Below are 19,036 nucleotides of genomic sequence, written 5' to 3'. Positions count from 1 at the left end.
TAAAAACATGAAACCGAAACAACTCCTATACATATACAGCATACTGGGCTTATTGGCTATATCATCCTGTAAAAAGGATGGCTTACTAAATCAGGCGCCACCCACCAGTCTTACCGAGGCATCCTACTGGCATACCCCCAGCGATTTGCAGAACTACATGAACAATTTATACGGAAAGGATAATATTTTTCCGCATTACCGTAACTATGGAAGTTTGGGCATATACAGTGTTGATGATAATAGCGATAACATGGTTCCGCAATCTCTGGATGGCCGCTTAAGCGGACAGCTGACCATAAACAATTCCAGTTATGCCGATTGGGCCAATATCCGTGATGTTAATTATTTCCTGGCTAATTATTCAAAAGTTAGCGGCGCCGCCAGTGATATTGCACCTTACGTAGGTGAGGCTTATTTTTTCAGGGCGATGTTATATTTCCAGGCCGTTCAAAACGTAGGCGGAGTACCTTTTATTACCAAAGCTTTAAATGTTGATGAGATAACCGCTTTAAATGCACCAAGATTGCCACGTAATGTGGTGGTGGATTCTATTTTGAATGACCTTAACCGGGCCATCACCAATCTGCCGGCAAAAGGCAAAGCGCAATCGCAGCGTTTATATAAAGAATACGCGCAGGGTTTTAAAGCAAGGGTATGCTTATTTGAAGGTACCTGGGAAAAATACCATGCAGGCGATGCTTTTGGCGTTAGTGGACAAAACGGAGCCAATTATTTACAAATGGCTGCCGATGCCGCCAATACCGTGATCTCTTCGGGTGTATATCAACTGGATAATGTTGGGGTATCTAACGGGTACTTCAATTTGTTTAACCAAACCGATTATACCAGCAGCAAGGAGATCATGTTTTGGGGAGCATATAACCAGCAAGCCGGTATTACTACCTACTGGCAAAATTATTACCAGTTTGGATCGGGCGGCACCAACTCCGACGGCTTGTCAAAAAGTCTGGTTGATGACTACCTGTGTACCGATGGTAAACCTATCAGCTTGAGTCCACTGTATAAAGGGAACGACTCCCTTGCGCATCAGCTAAAAAATCGCGATCCAAGGTTAAGACAGAGTGTGTTTTTATATGGCGATACCGTGATTTCTAATATCCCGGGAGCTTCTCCATTGAAATTATTTACTTACCCGGGACTTGTTTCCGGAACACCATGTACTACGGGCTTCCAGATCAGAAAAGGGCTCAATACCGATTATTTCCAGGATAGCCACAATGGCCCCGGTGGTACCGATGGCGTAATTTATATGCGTTATGCCGAAATATTGCTGATATATGCCGAAGCCCGTGCCGAACTGGGTACACTAACACAGGGAGATGTTGATATGACCATCAACAAACTCCGCGACCGGGTAAAAATGCCGCATCTAAATATCGCATCTATAGCTGCAGATCCTAACTGGCTTTTCCCTTCTCTTTCGCCGGTTATTAACGAGGTACGCCGTGAGCGCCGGATAGAATTAGCTTGCGAAGGCTACCGGCTTAATGATGTGTTGAGATGGGCCGCAGCGCCAACTGTTATTGTGGGTAAATCTCCCCTGGGCGCTAAAGCCAACCAGTTTTTAACCGTTATACCGGCCATTAAAATAGGCACCAACCTGTTTGTTAATGCCGATGGATACATCGCCCCATACGGCAATGTAAGCAGCATGGCCAGCGGTTATCAGTTTAATGTAAACCGTGATTATCTTTTACCAATTCCTGTACAGGAAACAGTAGTAAATCCGGCCATCAAACAAAACCCGGGCTGGTAATTAAAGATACTGCTATCGCCGGAGTGAGTACCGGCATAGTTGATTAGTTGGTTATAAGAACCCTTCCTCGGGAGGGTTCTTTTCAAAACATAATAACTCACAACCCTTATCCGCCAAACAGTCTATCGCTCACAAGTTTTCGTCTTCATTTATAAACCTTTAAAAAACCTATTATGAAAAAAAACATCTTTGTAGTTAAGACATGGCTGTTCATGCTGTGCCCCTGCATTATTGCAGGTGTTACATCCTGTAAAAAGGATATCCACAACGGCACAAAAGAACCGGCAGTTAATTCGGCGGCAAATCATTTAAACGTTACGGCTACCAATGCCGACCTCATCGCTTACAAAAACAGCGCTCACCAACTCATGGTTGGCTATTACCGTACCTGGGGCGATAAAACCGTATCCGGGGATGTTAATGGCCCCGCCATGACTGATATGCCGGATAGTGTAGATATTATCTCCAACTTTACCGACTATACACCTCCCAGCTCGCCTTACTGGCCTGCTTTAAAAAATACTTACATACCTGCATTACACGCCAAAGGAACAAAAATTGTAAACACACAGGGTTTACCCAATACCACATCTGATACTTCCTATACCAATCACTATACCAATAACAGCACAGGTTACGCGGCCTGGGCATTGGCTACTTACAACAGCTATAATGCCATGGGCTATGACGGGATCGATCTGGATGTAGAGAGTATTCCATCAGGCGCAACGCTAACCGCTGATGTAGGCCTGATGAGTGCCTTGAGTCAATACTTTGGCCCGAAAGCAACAACCGGAAAACTCTTGATTTTAGATACCAATGAAGATGGTACCAGCAGCTTTTTCAGACAAGTTTCTACTTTTATCAGCTATTTGTATCAACAGGCTTATTGGCGTCAAACCAGTTCGCTAACCGGCACGTTCAATACTTATTCTGCATACATCAGGCCTAATCAGTTTATACCTATTGTTGATTTTGAAGATGGATCTGGCGACGGACAAAACTCCAGCTATAATTATAATCCGGTACAAATATACCAGTACGCCAGCTGGCAGCCTACACAAGGCACAAAGGGCGGCGTTGGCTCATACGGTATAGACAATGAATATTATCAGATAGCCAACGGTGTTCATAATATTTATACCCGCCAAGCCATTCAAATGATGAACCCGCCGCAAACTACTTCAAGCACCAATGCGGTTTCACTTTCTTCCGGAAAAATATCGGCCGGCGATGTTACCCAGCTTAAAAGCGCTTCGGCCTTTACCCTCGAGTCATGGGTGTACTTTAGCGCTATTGGCTCATGGAACAATATTTTAGCCAAAAGCAATACCAGTACCGACAGGATAGCCATACAAACAGGCGGCGGCGACAATTCGCTGTATGTAATTTTAGGTAACGGCAGCAATAGCTATGGCTATACAGCGGCCAATACCGTTGCAGCAGGTCAGTGGTATCATGTAGCTGTGGTGTTTGATGGCACGCAGAGCACCAACGCGTTGAGGCTTAAACTGTATATCAACGGTACCCTGCAAACGCTTACTTTTTCGGGTACCATACCCTCATCAACCAGCAGTACCAATACAGCTGCTTTCCTGGCTGGGTCCGAAACCACATCATCTACCAACACCTACCTGAGTGGAAAAATAGATGAAATAAGGGTGTGGAATGCCGCGCTCAGCCAGTCAACCATATCAGCCTGGATGAATAAAACTTTGGGAACCTGCCACCCCAATGCCTCAAACTTAAAACTATACTGGCAACTGGACAATGCAGCAAGTAACACTACTGCCGTTGCCTCATTGGGTACCACTTACACAGGCACCATTACAAACGGTGTTTATACGGCAAGTACCCAGGCCAGTGCCACCAGCGGATGCCCATAATAATTAACAAACCCTATATCTGTCACCTAATTGAGCTTCCGGTTAATAACCGGAAGCTCTTTAGATTCTATTTAAAACAAAAACTGTATCAACCTGAAAACAAAAAAGCTATATTGTAAAAACGGAAAGCCTATAAACACCGATCATACTTATCAAAAATGGTAAAGAAATTTTTTACTGTAATAATCCATGTATTATTATGTGGATATTGTTATGCACAGCAGGATTCAATCCCTCAGATTAATGGACCACGGTTATTTGGTGCACGCCCTGATAAACTTTTTATTTACCCGGTCCCGGTTTCTGGTGCCCGGCCTATCCTGGTGGCAGCAAAAGGCTTACCCTCAACGGTACAGTTTGATGCGCGTACAGGAATAATCACCGGTAAAATTCATACTCCGGGAACCTATCCCATCAAGCTAACGGTTAAAAATAAGTTTGGAAAAACTACCCGCATATTTTCATTGGTCATTGGCGATCGGCTGGCGTTAACCCCGCCCATGGGTTGGAGCAGCTGGTATAGCTACGGCCGAAATGTAACCCAAAAACAAATTGAACTGACGGCCAAATTAATGAAAGAAAAAGGCTTGCAACAATTGGGGTGGAGCCTGTTGGAACTGGATGATCCCTGGGCAAATCAACCCGTAAAAAGCAATCCCGTTTGGACAGAACTCAAAACCCAGCCCGACAATAAAGTTTACCGTTATTATGAAGGGCCGGACAATTTAGCTACCCGGCAAGGCGCTACGAGAGATGACAACGGTAACCTTATACCCAACACCTTTTTCCCCGATTTAAAGGCAATGACCGCAACATTGCACAGCCAGGGTTTTAAGGTGGGTATATATTCATCTCCCGGCCCTTTAACCTGCGGAGGGGCAGCCGGAAGTTATCAACATGAATTTCAGGATGCTAAATATTGGTCGGATATGGGCTTTGATTATCTCAAATACGACTGGTGCAGCTACGGAGCTTTTGCTAAAGATACTTCCCGTGCCGAGTATATGAAACCATATAAACTAATGGCCGGAGCCCTGCATCAGCAGCAGCGTGATATTATTTTTTCACTGTGCCAGTATGGTATGGGGAATGTTTGGGAGTGGGGCAATGAGGCCGGAGGGCAGTTATGGCGAACAGAACAAGATATCCGCGATAATTGGAGCTCCATTCATAACGCAATGAAAAAACTGGCCGATAAAGCTGCCTATGTAAAGTCAGGCAATTGGAACGATCCGGATATTTTACAGATCGGTACTATTGGCGGCAACGATGAGGATGGTAAAAAACGGGTAAATCACCTGAGTGCAGAAGAACAAAAAACACACTTTAGTATGTGGTGTATGTTGAGCGCGCCGCTGCTTATAGGTGCTAATATGGAATATATTGATGATGCTACGCTTCGGCTGCTCCAAAGTAAGGAAATGATCGCTGTAGATCAGGACGCTTTAGGTAAAGCGGCCAAAAGATTAAAAGTGATGGATAACCAGTTGGAGATTTGGCAAAAACCCATGGAGGATGGATCGTTCATCATCGCCCTCCTTAACGCGTCAGATGACACGCTTAGCTCTAATGTGAATATATTAAACTTCGAATTACCACACCTGCCTGTTACCATAACAGATCTGTGGGCAAAGCAGCCTGTTCGGTTTCCTGAAGGGGACATATCCATCAGTATCCCATCACATGGGGTGATGATATTAAAATGCAACTTAAGTAAATGAAAAATATACTATCTATAATAGCCATAAGCTTTTGCTCTGCGGCTTATGCACAAAATTATACGGCCATTATTCCCGAGCCGGTATCCCTGGTTCAGGGTAAGGGCACATTTGTAATCGACGATCGTACTTCTTTAATCATACCATCGGGCAGCTCTGAACTTACGGCGCTGGGCAATCGTGCTAATGAATGGATCAACACGCTGTCGGGTGTTACCTTACCGGTAAAAAACAAAGCAACAGCATCCGAGCATTCCATCAGCCTATTGTTAAATCCGGCATTAAACAACCCGGGCAATGACGAAGGCTACGAGCTGTCTATTACCGAGCATGAAATAAAATTACAGGCACGTAAAACGGCTGGTATATTTTATGGTTTGCAGACATTGCGGCAGTTGCTTTCTCTTTCAAACGAAGCCAATAAGCAGCATAGTTTACCTGTGGTAGAAATTGTGGATTACCCCCGCTTAAAATGGCGCGGATTGATGCTCGATGTAAGCCGGCATTTTTTTTCAAAAGACTTTGTAAAAAAATATATTGATGATATGGCCCGCTATAAATTCAATGTTTTTCACTGGCATTTAACAGACGACCAGGGTTGGCGGATAGAAATAAAATCACTTCCCCGCTTAACGGAAGTGGGTGCCTGGCGTGTGCCCAGAACAGGAGGCTGGTGGTCTTATGATCCGCCTCAAAAAAATGAAAAGACTACCTATGGCGGATATTATACCCAGCAGGACATCAAAGAAATTATAGCTTACGCCGCCGAAAGACACATAACCATTGTGCCCGAAATTGATGTTCCCGGCCATTCGCTGGCAGCTATTGCAGCCTATCCTTATTTGTCGGCAACAGGATATATCTATTCTGTAAATCCCGGAAGTAAATTTTATAATATCGACGACAATACCCTAAACCCGGCAGACGAACGCGTGTATACTTTTTTGGATAAAGTTTTTACAGAAGTGGCTGCTTTGTTCCCGGGAGATTATATCCACATCGGTGGCGACGAAGCGACAAAGTACTTCTGGCAGCAATCGGCCGTGGTACAGGATTTTATGAAACAACAAGGGATAAAAACGGAGCACGAACTGCAAAGTTATTTTATAAAAAGAGTAGAAAAGATGCTGAAGAAAAAGAAGAAAAAAATAATTGGATGGAATGAAATTCTGGAAGGCGGGCTGGCTCCCGAAGCAACGGTGATGAGCTGGCAAGGTATGCAGGGAGGGATAGAAGCCGCTAAACAAGGGCACCAGGTTATTTTTACACCCAGCAGTAATACCTATCTGGATCTTTACCAGGGCGATCCGCAATTAGAACCTCTCACGTACGATATGCTGCGCTTACAAACAGCCTATCAATGGAACCCTGTTCCAGCAGGAATAGACAGTACATTGGTGTTAGGCGGGCAGGGTAATTTATGGTCGGAGGCTGTACCAACCGGGCGGCATGCCGAATACATGACATGGCCACGCTCTCTGGCATTATCCGAGGTCTTTTGGTCGCCACGGGCAAAACAAAACTGGGCCGGTTTTCAAAAAAAATTAGAGCCCCAGTTTAAAGTTTTGGATGCTGCGCACATCAATTACTCTACAGCGGCTTTTGACGTACTGGCGACTGCAAAGCTTGATGAGCAAAAGCAATTACTGGCTTCTCTCAGCACAGATATTGACAATCTGGAAATTTACTATACGCTTGATAATACCAACCCTGATACATCCAGCACCCGTTACAGCGGTACCCCGATAGTTATTCCTAAGGGCATCTATCAATTAAGAGCGCAATCATTTAAAGGAAATGCCGCTGCAGGAAAATTGCTGATCGTTCCGCGTGAAGAATTAGAGAAAAGGGCCAGGTAATAACTCATCGAATTTTCAAAACTGCAATTAGATAAAATGAAACATATATTATCCATAATGGCCATAGGCTTTTGCTCTACGGCTTTCGCACAAAATTACACGGCCATCAGCCCAACAGATTCCCAACAGGAAATTGTAATTAAAGCCGCGCATGTTACCCCTTCACCACGGCAATTACGCTGGCAGGAATTGGAGTTTACCGCGTTTTTACATTTCGGCATGAACACCTTTACCAACCGAGAGTGGGGTGATGGAAAGGAAGACACCAAACTGTTTAACCCAAGCCAACTGGATGCCGCCCAATGGGTACGCACCTGCAAACTGGCCGGGATAAAACAGGTGATCATTACGGCCAAACATCACGACGGCTTTTGTCTGTGGCCGAGTAAATACACAGAGCATTCCGTAAAAAACAGCCCCTGGAAAAACGGGCAGGGCGATGTGGTAAAAGAAGTAGCCGATGCCTGCCACCAACAAGGTGTTGGTTTTGGTATTTATCTTTCGCCATGGGACAGGAACAATCCCGATTATGGCGATACCGAAAAGTATAACGCTTATTTCATGAATCAGCTGACTGAACTACTGAGCAATTATGGCCGTGTTGATGAAGTTTGGTTCGATGGCGCCAACGGCGAGGGCCCGAACGGTAAAAAGCCGGTGTATCATTTTGATGCCTGGTATAGTTTGATCCGTAAGTTACAGCCCAGCGCCGTAATAGCCATTATGGGCCCGGATGTACGTTGGGTGGGCACCGAAAGCGGTTATGGCCGTGTATCTGAGTGGAGCGTTATCCCTATCGATCAGCAAAACAATGCGGGTACAGAAAAAGATTCGCAAAAAGATATCGCTTTTAAACCCAAAGGGGATATGACCGGGAGTGATCTGGGGAACCGCGACAAAATAAGCAAGGCGAAAGCCCTGGTATGGTATCCTGCCGAAACAGATGTATCTATAAGACCGGGATGGTTTTATCATGAAACGGAAGATAACCAGGTAAAATCTCCCGAGAAACTGTTGGATATCTATTACAGTTCTGTAGGCCGTAATTCTGTTTTACTACTCAATATCCCACCTGATAAACAAGGGTTGATCAATGAACATGATCAGAAAAATTTGATGGCATGGAAAAACATCATCGATCAAACTTTTAAAACCAACCTGTTGAAAGGAGCAAAGATCAACTCAGTAAATGGCATCAATGCCAAAGCTTTATTAAACGGCGATCTCCATAACTACTGGACCACAAAAAGTAAAGACACCACAGCGGTTATCGAATTCAACCTGCCCAAACCGCAAACATTTGATGTATTGAGTTTGCAGGAAAATATCACAGTTGGTCAGCGTATCGAAAAATTCAACCTGGAATATTTTAACGGAACAAGCTGGGAACAAATAGCCGAAGGTACTACGGTTGGCGCCAAAAGGCTGATCCGTTTTAAACCGGTTACCGCTCAAAAGGTGAGATTAAACATCACATCGTCCAGGCTAAACCCAACGTTAACAGCGATGGGTTTATATAAACAGTTTACCGGGCATTAAAATCGAATACTAAAACTACAAATATCAAATAACCCATCCGGTGCAAAAACGCCGGATGGCCCTGCTCTAAATTTATTATGAAAAAAAATCTCTTCTTATTCTTCCTGATCCTAATCGGAGGGAACACGTTTGCTCAACAAGCCAACGAAGTAAACATTGTACCCAAACCAACCTTTGCCGAAAAAGGCGTTGGTCAGTTTGTCATTGATCACCGCACCAGCATCGTGGCCAAAGAATCCGATGCTCAAAAAGTGGCTGCTATATTCAATTATTTCCTGAAAAAGCAATACGGGTTTACCTTAAAGATCAATAATGCAGCAGCCGGAAGCGCTATTGTTTTAAATACCTCATCTGCTAAGTTACCCAATGAAAGTTATCAGCTTAAAGTAACCAACAAGGGTGTAAATATACAGGGAAGCCGTGCCGGTGTGTTTTATGGCGTTCAGTCCTTATTGCAGCTTATTCAGCAAAAAGGCAGTCAATTAGTAGTACCTGTAGTAAATATTAATGATGAACCCAATTTTGCCTATCGCGGCCTGATGCTGGATGTTGGCCGGCATTTTTTTGATGCCAACGAGATCAAAAAAATCCTGGATGTAATGGCATCCCTAAAGCTAAATACCCTGCACTGGCATTTAACAGACGACCAGGGCTGGCGTTTGGAAATAAAAAAATATCCCAAGCTAACCGCCATCAGCGCCTGGCGCGATTCCACTATTATCGGTCAATATTATGATTTCAAACCATTTGTTTACGATGGCAAAAAAAGCGGTGGTTTTTACACCCAGGAGCAGGCCCGTGAAGTTGTAAAATACGCGGCCGAAAGAAATATTGAAGTGATACCCGAAATTGAAATGCCCGGCCATAGCACAGCCGTATTAGCTGCCTATCCCGAATTGGGTAATGGAACCGGTCCGTACAAAGTACCAGGCTATTGGGGTGTACACAATACCATTTATAATCCCGGTGAGCCTACGTTTCAGTTTTTACAGGATGTTTTGACCGAGGTGATGGCTATTTTTCCGAGCAAGTATATCCACATTGGTGGTGACGAAGTACCAAAGGATGAGTGGAAAACCTCGGCACTGGCACAAAAGCTCATCCATGAAAATAAGCTAAAGGACGAACACGAACTGCAAAGCTGGTTTATTAACCGTATAGAAAAGTTTTTAAATAAGAACGGCAAAAGCTTAATTGGCTGGGACGAAATATTAGAAGGCGGATTAACACCCAACGCAACTGTAATGAGCTGGAGGGGCGAAGCCGGTGGCATACAGGCAGCCAAAGAAGGCCATAACGTAATCATGTCGCCTAATAGTAATATGTATATAGATCATGCTCAGGCCAAAGATGCTAAAACAGAACCCCTGGCTATTGGTGGTTTCCTGCCATTAGATGTAGTTTACAATTACAATCCGCGGCCAACGGCGTTGACTGCTGATCAGCAAAAACATATTTTAGGTGTGCAGGCCAATATGTGGACCGAGTATATACCTACCAATAACAAGTTAGAGTACATGCTGTTCCCTCGTGTAATTGCGCTGGCAGAAGTGGGCTGGACAAAAACCGAGAACAAGAATTATGAAGATTTTGTTGGCAAGCGGCTACCGGTAGTTTTGGAGTCGATAGAAAAATCGGGCATAAATTACCGGATCCCGGAAGCTAGTGTGGTGATTACTGACGATGCGGCAAGCAAAAGAAAAAAGATAACCATTACGTCTTTTGTTGCCGACAGTAAAGTATATTATACTCTAGATGGACATAAGGCCGATAATACTGCTGATCTGTATTCAGCCCCAATCCTATCGCCCATGACTAATGGCAAACCTTTAACTTTAAAATATATTATAGTTACCCGCGAAAACAAAACGAGCAATGAATTTAGTGTTGATATTAAATAAAGCTCTCAACACACAGTAAGTTTCTCACCTATTATCCACACAGACCAAAAGCCTCCAGCGAAAACTGGGGGCTTTATAGCTCCTATTGAGGAATGTCGGGCATCCTCAAGTGGTCTCAGGAATTCACTTCTTCTTTTTCGGTTGGTTGTCCTTCGCCGGTAGTGATCAAACTACTTAAGCTATTGGTTATATAACCGCACCAGGCATTTGAACAGGCACGATAACATTCATATTGGGGCGTTAAACCAACGTGTGTAAAACGCACTTCTGTCTTGCTGCCATATTCGGCAATTTCAAAAACAATTTGGGTACCTGTCCACTCGCTTTTATCTTTCACAAAATTGAGTTTACTATCGGTAACAAACCAAACAACTTTTTTGCCGGGAATTACCTCTATTAATTTTTGTTTGGAGTAATGCACCTCCCCAAAACGGACTTCAAATTCATCATTTAATTTTTGTGAACTGCCTTCCATCGTTTCTGTCCACCATCCATAAACATTATTGATCGCGTTAAAAACTTCCTCCGGGGTCTGATCAACCGTAAAAACGATGGTATAATTTTGATCTCTCATTGTTTTCCCTCCTTAATGTTTTATAATTCAGCTTTCATTTTGCGGGCTTTTTTTACAATCTCTTCTATAGGATTTGGCTCACCTTTACCTTTGGTAATAAGATCGTACAGGCTTTTGGTGATATACGTTCCCCAGGCATTTGAACAAATATCATAGCACTCGTGATCCGGCTCCAATCCAAGATGGGTAAAGTGGATCTCTGTTTTGTCGCCTTTACTAGTAATTTCAAAAACAACATCTGTATCAATCCACTCATTCTGATCATTTACAAAATTAAAGTAGTTGTGCAGCACATGCCAAACAACCTTTTTGCCGGGCTCTAATTCAGTGATCTGGAAGGTACAGGAGTGGAGATCCTGATAATGGTAGTAAAATACGGCACCAGGTTTATCCGTATCACCTTTGGTTTCTTCCGACCACCATCCGCGCACATTATTGATGGCATCAAAAGCTTGTTTTGGGGTTTGGTCTACCAGAATGGTAGTGTTGAAACTTTGATTTTTCATGATTTCTATTATTTTATTTTTTGCTTGTTCTTTCGTTTAACAGGGCTTCCAAATTTTTCAATTTGCCACCCCAGAATTCATCAAAATATTCTAACCATTTATGTAATTCGTTAAAGCCATCCTGTTTCAGGATACAGTGCCTTTCCCGGCCGATATCCTGTATAGAAATAAAACCCGCATTGTACAACACTTTAATGTGTTTGGAAACCGCAGGCCTGCTCATATCAAAGTTATCAGCCAGCGAATTAATGGTTAAACTATCTTTCGAGAGCAGGTACAACATTTGTCTCCGGCTCGGGTCGGCAATTACCTGGAATGCGTCAAGCCTGTGTTGTTCCATTTGCAGTGTTGTTGATTATTTTCAAAAGTTTTTGGATAAGCTCTAACCAGCCTTTTTCCATGGAGTTGAACATAGACAGGAAGTTGTTTGTACCTTCAAATCCACGATGTATCAGTAAAAGCTCGGTGCCATTATCTTTTTCATTTAATGTCCAGTTTACTACAGAGGTAGTTAATGTACCATCGCCCGGACCAAAATTCCATGAATAGGAGAGCTTTTTGAAAGGAACGATCTCCAAAACTTTACAATGAAAAACCCCGTCAAAATCCATATCAGGCATGGGGCTGGCATGGAAATTAAATTCGTGCCCTATCACTGGTTGAAAATTGTTTTTCATCAACCATTGAGCAATTAGCTCTGGCTGTGTCAGATATTCCCAAACCAACTCAGGCGGATTAGGATAAAAAAATTGATGCTGAATGATCTTTGCCATAATGCGTAACTTTTAAGTTACTCAAATGTATATGTAACTTCTGAGTTACGCAAATTTATTTTCATTTTTTTATTTGATAGGCAACTGCTACTAATATGAGCCTGCAAAACATTCTCAGAAAATAGTATAACAGGTGAAATTGGAGTATAAGTGGTAACGCTGAATCTGGTTAGTGCATGTGTTTACTGTATACACACGCGTCCTAACCAGATAATCAGCGAAAATATAATTAAGCCACCGAGTGCCGTAAGACTTCCGGTGATGAGCAGGTAAGGATTATTATTTGACGAACACTGTTCGGAAAAATCCTCTAAAGAATGTTGTTGTTTGAGTTTGTCTTTCACGAACGTGTAAATAAGGCACGCTTTATTTGTTGCCGTTTATAACAAGTTTTAATAGGGCGATACTAGCTGTAAGCACCGGATAAGCCTATTATAAAGTAGCAAGTTTTAACCTGCTACTCTTTTAATTGATCGGGTCAGTTAAACGTTTGAATTGAAAATATCTATTATTTGAAATCTGCCGAAAAATCAATTACACTATAACCATCGCCAATTTCTGTTCTACCATCGTTTCCATTAGGTGAGATCGATAACAATTTACTCTCTCCAGGTGAAAAATCTAATGCTCCATAATTATTTTCAGGATCTGAAAGGTTAACATTTTGCATGCTGGTATAGGGTAGTTCTTTAGTTCCGGCTTTATAAACTTTAAAAACATAACTATGATCTTGTTCTGCTGGCGGTAATTCTATAAAATCACCAAATGCCCCAGTTATATTTTTAAATGTTTTAACAGGTGTATATATAAATTCGAAAGTATCAAAATTGATATATTGATCAAAAAGCTCCACATCAACGGGTCCGCCATAAAAACCCTTAAAAGGCGTACTAAAAGTTAGACGAAAACCCATATTCTCTGGCTTTGATACCGGTGTGAGTTCCAGGTTATTTGAGAGAGTGGTGCCATCATAAAATATCCTTTTAACCTGGTTAAAAGGACTTGCAGCAACTTCAATATTTCCGATTGTTTTGCTATCCGTCTTTTTTCGGATCTGGATCTTATCGCCAGCGTTAAAAAGAGTACCATTTAACGTGAATTTATTATCGATGGCTTGCCCTAATACTTTATTATTAAGCACAAACTCCAATGTGTCTGCCATCACATAACCTTTGATTGCAAGGCTAACAGCTTTGCCCTGATTCGGATTTAGCAATTGTTCTTTTTTACACGCCAGTAAAAACAGCGCGAAAACCAAGGGTAAGTATTTTAGTTTGATCATGAATTTTTGTTAATGTGTAATATTTCTCAAAAAACCGGAGCATCAAATGATGCTCCGGTTTTTAATAAAACTTAATTCTAAATTTTTAGAATGTAAATTTAGTCCAGTTAGCAACCCAGTTTCCAGAACCTGAAGTTAAAGCACCTCTTGTTCCGCTGGCCAGGAAATTAACAGCACCTGAGTTATAGAAAGGCTGGCTCATGTTCCATTTGTCTGCAGCAGCTGCAGTTGAAGTTAATAAACCAGTTGAGCTAAATGCACCGCTACCCAACACTGAAGTTGCAGCAGTAAAGCCATGAACAGAAACGTTAGTTAATGTTACCAGTGAAGCGTTTGCATCAACGTCGGCTACGATACCTGATGGATAACCTGTAAATAATGAATTACTTACTGCAACCTCAGCACCACGACGGTTACGGAAAGCCCATTTAAGACCTGGAGAAGTAATAGCTGGAGTTAAAGTAGCAGCAGAAGTACCTACTACAGTAAAGTTAGCTAATGTAGGGTGAGTTTTTGGCAATAAGCTAAAAGTTGCATCTTCAGCAGGAGCATTGTTATCAGACTCAATACCGTTTGAATCGCTGGCACCGCTGCTGGCGCTATGAGTTGAATAAGCATCAACTACAGCAATAGCGTATTGGATATTACCGGTAAAGCCGTTATCAAAGTCAAACTGATCATCATCATTTGCAAATGAAACCAGGTATTTAGGGCTTACTTTACCACCAAAAAACTCAAATCCGTCATCAAGACCATAAGAAGCCTGTACGTGATCGATAGTGGTACCGCTACCAACACCACCTAAAGTTAAAGAGTTCACTTCAACGTTTGGAGCTAACACATAACCGGCATATTCAATACGGGCATACTGGATTGTTCCGCTGTTATCAGCATCATTTGTACCACCATAGTGAAATTTAGGATCATCAGCCAAACCTTCAATTAATTTATCGCCTACGTTGATTACAGCGTTACCTAAAAGAATAACACCACCAAAATCACCAGGTTTTCCAACAGTGCTGGCATTACCATCTAACAGGTAACGGCTGGTAAATACGATAGGGCTGGTAGCAGTACCAACAGCATTAATTTTAGCACCTTTTGCAATTACCAATACACCGTTTTGAACGTTCGGGGTATTTACGGTTGATTTGATGAAAGTACCTGCGTTGATAGTCAGTGTAGCACCGCTTCTAACAGTAACTACACCGCTGATTTCCCAAACATGGTTGGCATCCCAGGTAGTGTTAGTAGTAATGTCGCCACTTACGGTAGTTACCGGTAGTGATGAAGCGCTGTAATCAGCAGCAGCAGTGCTGCGGTTATCAAATGAAGCACCTTCATTGGCTCCTTTTTTACAAGATGTTACTAAAATTCCGGCAGCTAGGCACAGGGTAACTAAAGATAATTTTTTCATTTTGTTGTTTTTTGTTTTTCAGAGAGGTAGTTAATTTTTAACCCCCAATTATTCGGTTTACTTGGAATTTATTGTAGTTCAGAATAACAGCATCTCATCCTTTTCAAGATCAAAAAGAGCAGCTATTTTCAGACTTACTTTTTTTACTATCTTTACAACTGAACAAAATTCACCTGTATCGATCTTCTGGCTAAGCCCTTGACTTAGTAACAGGCATCCTTTCGGGAACTTTTATATTACTTTCAGGGTTTATATCCTGGTTGTGCCGGTAGCGAGCAAGCTATTGAGTTTTTAAACGAAGGGTTGTTGAGCACCCTTCGTTTTATTTTTATAGCACAGCAGGATTTTATTTTTTCCTCCATTTTTTATTGTTTAACCATTATATATCTACATTCATGATGTATTCCCGTTGTTAAAAATTATAGGTAAGTGATGTGCTGTAGGTGCGGCCAAACCGCTGTTGAAACATCACCTGGTCACCTTTTTCATAATTATTGCTAAATCCGGGCTTCAGGCGTAAACCTTTGCTTTTGTCGCTGCCAGGCTCTCCTGTATACCCGGGAATTTTTTCGTAACTGGCTGTATTACGGTAAACATTGAATATATTATTAGTAAGATTGGCCATGTTGAATTTAACTTCCATCTTATTTTTCAAGAAACGATAGCTGATTTGAATATCCAACTGATCCCTTGGCCTTTCATATTCAATGAAAGTAGGATCGTCACTAACGATATAGGTTTTACGTCCCGATTTATTATAAGCAGCGTTAAAACCAAGATGGCTGCCGATGTATTGAAGTCCCAGATTATACAGGTAAGGCGATTGCCCATACAGGGATCGTTTTTGTTGAGTGGGAACTTGTATGTATGGTTTTCCGCTTCCGGGATCTACAGTATAGGTATTTTGTACAGTTGATTTTTGTAGGGTAAGGTTGCCATAAGCGGTTATATTTTTGAGGAACCCCTCGTCAGCTATAAAGCCGAAATTTTTACGCAATTCAAATTCAAGGCCATATACATTTGCCCAGTCAGCATTCTGGAGGTAATAATTAGGATTACCATTCACCATAATGGCGTTCAATTCTACAGGTTTATCAAACCGCTTATAAAAACCTCCTACAGAGATAATTTCACCCAACCCCGGGAACCATTCCGTTTTAAGATCATAACTGTTGATACGGGTGCTATACAAGCCCTTGTTACCATATAAAGCATCTAATGTAGGACTATACCTCAGAAATGGGTTATTATCCATCAATTCGGGCCTTACCACACTGCTGGAAACAGCGCCCCTGATATTCAGGGATTGTATCGGGCTATAGGTTAAATTAGCCGAAGGGAGCCATTGCCAGCGCTTATCGGGTTTTACCGAAAATATATTTTCTGCCCCTCCTTTAATAATTGCACCTTGTTTAATCTCGGTATATTTATAGTACTCGCCACGTAAACCCCACACCAGCCTGAGTTTATCAAATATCCGGTTATCCAACATCACATAACCCGCATGTATTTGGCTCTTGCCTTCGTAGCTATCCAGGAAGGATGGATCTATCGCATATAAATATTTATCATAAGCCATATTTTTAGGATCGATCATCTGGCTCAAGGGTATGTATCTGGAACTATCAGACAATTTTTCAGTGCTTGCCAAAGCCGCTATCTGCCAGTTAAATTCTGCCTTTTTATGATTACCGAAATATCCAGTTTTAACGCTGCTACGAATACCTGCCAGGGTAAATGGTATTGTTCCCGAAAGGTTCCAGGAATAGTGGCTTTCCTTATTATATGAATGTTGGCGGGAGGTAGTATTTATTCTAGGCTCTGTAAGTTTACTGGCATCATAAAAATATTGATAACTATTACCCACTAAAACCGGGCGCTGCGTAGCAATACCCGCGTCTTTTTCTTCCCTGTTTACCGAAGTTCTGGCAACATCCCATTCAATTTTTGCTTTTCCTAATTGATGCTGTCCACTCAGTTTATTTTGCAGCAAAGTGGTATAAGTTGGGTCGTCTGCTTCCAAAATCCTGTTGGGTGGTTTATGAGCAGCCAGGTCACTGCTGCCATTCTCCAAATCGTAGCCGGTTATCCTTGTCAATGTATTATCATACACATGGGTATAGGTATTGCGCAGGCTAAACCGGTTTTTACCCAGTTGCAAACCCACATTTAACAATGCTCCTAAAGTGGTGTTAAATACATAAGCCGCACCATTATTTAATTCAGGGTGTTGAATATCCCAGCCTCCCCTGGATTGATCGTCTATAACATTAATATTTTGCGTGTTACGATAACTTAGGGCACCGGTAAAGCCTAACTTGTTATTGTTTGTAGTATCCAATGTCAATAAACGGCCTATAGAAAACTGGTAGTTTTGCGAAGGGGCCGTTTTATATTTATACATGGTAAAATTGTCATTCGTAAACCTTTTACTTTGATCAACTACCTTTTTTTGATATTCCGCATCAGAAAGCGCACGATTAGGATCTGTACTTCTGTTGGTATGAACCAGATCCTTGGGGAAATCCCTCCGGCCGTCGTCAAAACCGAAGTAATCATATTTCCCGCGTTTATGGCTCAGGAAATCTTTACCGGTGCTTTGGTCATTGTATGATGCACCGGCAGTGAAACTCATAAAGTTTTCATTTGGGATATCCTTGGTATTAATTTGGATAAGGCCGCCACCAAAGCTGGCATTCATATCGGGTGTAATCGTTTTACTCACCACCACATTATCCACCAGGCTTGCAGGGATCATATCAAAAGAGAAGTTCCGGCTCTGCGCCTCGGTACTTGGCAGTATCGTTCCATCCAATACAGCTGTGTTATAACGTTCGCCAATCCCTCTTACCAATACAAACTTATTATCAATTGTGCTTACGCCGCTTATCCTTTTTAAACTCTCACCTATATTTTTATCAGGTGTGCGGGCAAGTTGTTCGGCACTGATCCCATTACTAATCTCCGAAGCATTTTTCTGCCGGGTAAGTAATCCATCAACCGATGCCTTACGATAGCTGGCCGTAACAATCACTTCTTTTAATGCCGAGCTTGCCGGTTTTAAAGCAATATTTAAAGGAGTGTTCTTATCCTCAGTTACCACAATTCCGTTAATGCGCATGGTTTGGTAAGAGATATAAGTGATCTCCAGTGTATAAGTGCCCGGGGCTACATTTAATATATATTCGCCATCTACACTTGTTTGTGTACCGTTTCCGGTTTCAATTATTCTGACAGATGCACCGGGAAGGGTTTCTCCTTTTTCGTCGAGTACTTTCCCGCTGATTTTGCCTGGTTTTACAGGAGCCGGCAGCTTGTATAGGAGTACAGTATGTTCATCGGCAAATTTGAACCCTACGTGAGTACCGGTGAGCATCTGCTTTAATACCTGGGGCAAGGACATATCTTTTACATCGATATTGATACGACTGCTTTCATTAAAAATAGATTTGTTATAGTTGATTACACAACCCGCCTTATTTTCTAATACGGCCAGTCCTTGAGGGATACTTACGGCTACTAATTTAAGGCTGATGTTGCCAGCGGTCTTTACCTGCTCTAAAGGAGAGCCAAATGAGTTGCCTGAAACATGGCAAAATAATAAGGATATAAACAGGATTACCCTGCAGCTAAATCTGGAAAAATGTTCAATTACTTTTTTGTAAAAGCTTATATTCATAAGTTTACTTCGATTTTTAATTTTCACGAGTTAAAAACTATTTCTTTGAAACCGTTCTGTTGACGCAGGGCGGTTTCTTATTATTAATTACTATTTCTTTGTGCAAGCTTTTGCATACGGATTTT

The 19,036-nt window shown here is 42.1% G+C and carries 14 protein-coding genes; 6 read left to right on the top strand and 8 right to left on the bottom strand.

The annotated features are described in order from the left end of the window. Positions 1-7 precede the first annotated feature (7 nt). The 6 genes from G7092_RS21365 to G7092_RS21340 all read left to right on the top strand — a co-directional run bounded on the left by G7092_RS21365 (position 8) and on the right by G7092_RS21340 (position 10,680). On the top strand, positions 8-1,777 hold the full coding sequence (locus G7092_RS21365) for a RagB/SusD family nutrient uptake outer membrane protein (protein ID WP_166092293.1): 1,770 nt from the start codon (positions 8-10) through the stop codon (positions 1,775-1,777). Between the two features lie 173 nt (positions 1,778-1,950). After that, a complete protein-coding gene (locus tag G7092_RS21360; RefSeq protein WP_166092291.1) occupies positions 1,951-3,663 on the top strand; it encodes an EndoS/ChiA family endoglycosidase in 1,713 nt (570 codons plus the stop codon). Between the two features lie 158 nt (positions 3,664-3,821). Then, positions 3,822-5,384, top strand: coding sequence for a putative Ig domain-containing protein (locus G7092_RS21355; protein WP_166092289.1), 1,563 nt, complete (start codon positions 3,822-3,824; stop codon positions 5,382-5,384). Then, positions 5,381-7,240, top strand: coding sequence for a beta-N-acetylhexosaminidase (locus G7092_RS21350; protein WP_166092287.1), 1,860 nt, complete (start codon positions 5,381-5,383; stop codon positions 7,238-7,240). Before G7092_RS21355 ends, G7092_RS21350 begins: the two co-directional genes overlap by 4 nt. A gap of 36 nt (positions 7,241-7,276) precedes the next feature. Further along, entirely contained in the window at positions 7,277-8,779 is a 1,503-nt protein-coding gene (locus tag G7092_RS21345; RefSeq protein WP_166092285.1) for an alpha-L-fucosidase, read from the top strand. A gap of 77 nt (positions 8,780-8,856) precedes the next feature. Further along, a complete protein-coding gene (locus G7092_RS21340) occupies positions 8,857-10,680 on the top strand; it encodes a beta-N-acetylhexosaminidase (RefSeq protein ID WP_166092282.1) in 1,824 nt (607 codons plus the stop codon). A 115-nt stretch (positions 10,681-10,795) separates the two neighbouring features. On the opposite strand, the gene G7092_RS21335 is transcribed toward G7092_RS21340, so the two are convergent. The 8 genes from G7092_RS21335 to G7092_RS21300 all read right to left on the bottom strand — a co-directional run bounded on the left by G7092_RS21335 (position 10,796) and on the right by G7092_RS21300 (position 18,911). Continuing rightward, positions 10,796-11,254, bottom strand: coding sequence for an SRPBCC family protein (locus G7092_RS21335; RefSeq protein ID WP_166092279.1), 459 nt, complete (start codon positions 11,252-11,254; stop codon positions 10,796-10,798). Positions 11,255-11,274: 20 nt separating this feature from the next. After that, complete coding sequence (locus tag G7092_RS21330; protein WP_166092277.1) at positions 11,275-11,760, bottom strand: SRPBCC family protein; 486 nt, start codon at positions 11,758-11,760, stop codon at positions 11,275-11,277. Between the two features lie 13 nt (positions 11,761-11,773). After that, entirely contained in the window at positions 11,774-12,100 is a 327-nt protein-coding gene (locus tag G7092_RS21325; protein WP_166092275.1) for an ArsR/SmtB family transcription factor, read from the bottom strand. Then, a complete protein-coding gene (locus tag G7092_RS21320) occupies positions 12,081-12,533 on the bottom strand; it encodes an SRPBCC family protein (protein WP_166092273.1) in 453 nt (150 codons plus the stop codon). The genes G7092_RS21325 and G7092_RS21320 overlap by 20 nt, the downstream gene beginning before the upstream one ends. A 182-nt stretch (positions 12,534-12,715) precedes the next feature. Then, the gene (locus tag G7092_RS21315; RefSeq protein WP_166092270.1) at positions 12,716-12,877 is read right to left on the bottom strand and encodes a hypothetical protein; all 162 of its coding nucleotides are present in this window, start codon (positions 12,875-12,877) and stop codon (positions 12,716-12,718) included. A 164-nt stretch (positions 12,878-13,041) separates the two neighbouring features. Beyond that, the gene (locus tag G7092_RS21310) at positions 13,042-13,815 is read right to left on the bottom strand and encodes a hypothetical protein (protein WP_166092268.1); all 774 of its coding nucleotides are present in this window, start codon (positions 13,813-13,815) and stop codon (positions 13,042-13,044) included. A gap of 85 nt (positions 13,816-13,900) precedes the next feature. Continuing rightward, positions 13,901-15,232: a beta-helix domain-containing protein gene (locus G7092_RS21305; protein WP_166092266.1), complete on the bottom strand. Its 1,332-nt coding sequence runs from the start codon at positions 15,230-15,232 to the stop codon at positions 13,901-13,903. A gap of 412 nt (positions 15,233-15,644) precedes the next feature. Then, positions 15,645-18,911, bottom strand: a complete 3,267-nt coding sequence (locus G7092_RS21300) for a TonB-dependent receptor domain-containing protein (RefSeq protein ID WP_166092264.1) — start codon at positions 18,909-18,911, stop codon at positions 15,645-15,647. Positions 18,912-19,036 lie beyond the last annotated feature (125 nt).

It is taken from the genome of Mucilaginibacter inviolabilis (assembly GCF_011089895.1).
Lineage (GTDB): Bacteria > Bacteroidota > Bacteroidia > Sphingobacteriales > Sphingobacteriaceae > Mucilaginibacter > Mucilaginibacter inviolabilis.
Note: the sequence above shows the minus strand (reverse complement) of the source record. Positions and strands in the feature narration are given on the sequence as shown.